The following is a 1,671-nucleotide window of genomic DNA, read 5'->3' as shown; positions in this document are numbered from 1 at the left end:
TGAAACTAATCATGAACCTGCTGGTTCATAGATAAACATGAAAAATAAATACTGCTGTATCGTCTTATTATTCTTGCGGTATAAGCAGAGAAAACCAACGATTACTTTGGGCTTATAGCCTGTTGTGAAACATGGTTTTTTTTTCTGCGGATAGATAAATGTGCCTTGAGCACGAATACGAAGCTGTCTATACCTTAGATCTCTGCTTATATCACAATTTCTCCATAAGGAGGTATAAAAATATGAATGTGAGAGTGGAAAAGGCTTGCGGTATAGATGTCCACAAGTCATTTTTAGTAGCGACAATATTGACATGTGATGGAGCCAAAGAAACAAAGGAATTCAATACAGGTCTTGAGGATTTAATAAATCTCAGGGACTGGATAATAGAAAGACATTGCCAAAGAGTTGCAGTAGAATCTACGGGTATCTATTGGACTCCTCTCTATACCTGTTTAGAAGGTAAAGTTGAGACAATAGTGGCAAACCCAAGATATATAAAAAATATACCTGGAAGAAAGACAGATAATCTTGATTCTGAATGGATAGCTGAACTCTGTCTTAATGGTCAGATCAAACCGTCCTTTATCCCGTCCAAAGAAATTAGAGAGCTTCGAGACCTGACAAGAACTCGTACAAAGACAATCCAATCAATGACAGCATTTAAGAACAGGGTTCATAAAGTGCTACAACGGGCTAACATAAAGATATCAGGTGTTCTTAAAGATATATTCGGAATAGCAGGTCTTCAGATTCTGAATGGCATAATGAACGGAAAGTGTATTGATGATGTTCTGAAGGTTGTAAAAAGAGTCGGGAAGAAAAAAGCTGCAATAAAAGAAGCTGTGCGTGGAGAACTCAGCCAGATAGACATCTGGTTAATTCGGGAATGTCTGGAGGTTATAGATTCGTTAAAAGCGAAGATTAATCGTCTAGATTCCATGATAAATCAACATATAGAGAAGCAACAAAAGCAAGACCAACTGCAAATTCTGATGTCAATCTATGGAATAAGTTACAAATCAGGTTCAGCAATTCTGGCAGAGATTGGAGATGTCAATGTATTTCCTTGTCCTAAAAGCCTGGTAGGCTGGTCAGGTCTTGCCCCTGCGTTGAATGAATCTGCTGGGAAATCCTCAAATGGCCACATCACCAAGAAAGGATCAAAGTATTTGAGGCGAATGCTTGTCCAGTGTGCACATGTTATTGCGAGAGGCAGGCCCAGTAGGCTGCGGTTCTTTTACCAGAGGATATTGATGAAGAAAGGGAAAAAGATAGCGATTGTGGCATTAGCCAGAAAACTGCTGAGCATAATTCACCATCTGTTGAAAAACAACGAGAAGTATAACGAGGAAGATCCAAAGACAAAAAAGGCAAGGATTCCAAAATTCCAGGCAATCTCTCTACCGAGCTTAGACGAAATGATTGAAATAATCTCTAAAGCAGGGTACACGGTAGATAATATTTCTCAAGAAGACTAATCGGCTATAGAGATTATAGCTGCTCTGCATAGCGGAGCCAATCACTAATTAAAAAATATAATCTTATTTAAATGAATCTTAATTTTATATATGTTTAGAAAACTTATCAAGTTACCTAAATTATTTATTAAGGTAATCTGTTTTATACACGTTTAACCTGAATGGACGGGATAGATTTTTCATACGAAGT

General features: G+C 37.6%; 1 protein-coding gene. It reads left to right on the top strand.

Going from position 1 to position 1,671, the window contains the following annotated elements:
- The first annotated feature begins 158 nt into the window (after positions 1-158).
- A complete protein-coding gene (locus FIB07_18170; GenBank protein NJD54769.1) occupies positions 159-1,481 on the top strand; it encodes an IS110 family transposase in 1,323 nt (440 codons plus the stop codon).
- Positions 1,482-1,671 lie beyond the last annotated feature (190 nt).

The sequence above is a fragment of the Candidatus Methanoperedens sp. genome (genome assembly GCA_012026795.1).
In the GTDB taxonomy this organism is placed as follows: domain Archaea; phylum Halobacteriota; class Methanosarcinia; order Methanosarcinales; family Methanoperedenaceae; genus Methanoperedens.
Note: the sequence above shows the minus strand (reverse complement) of the source record. Positions and strands in the feature narration are given on the sequence as shown.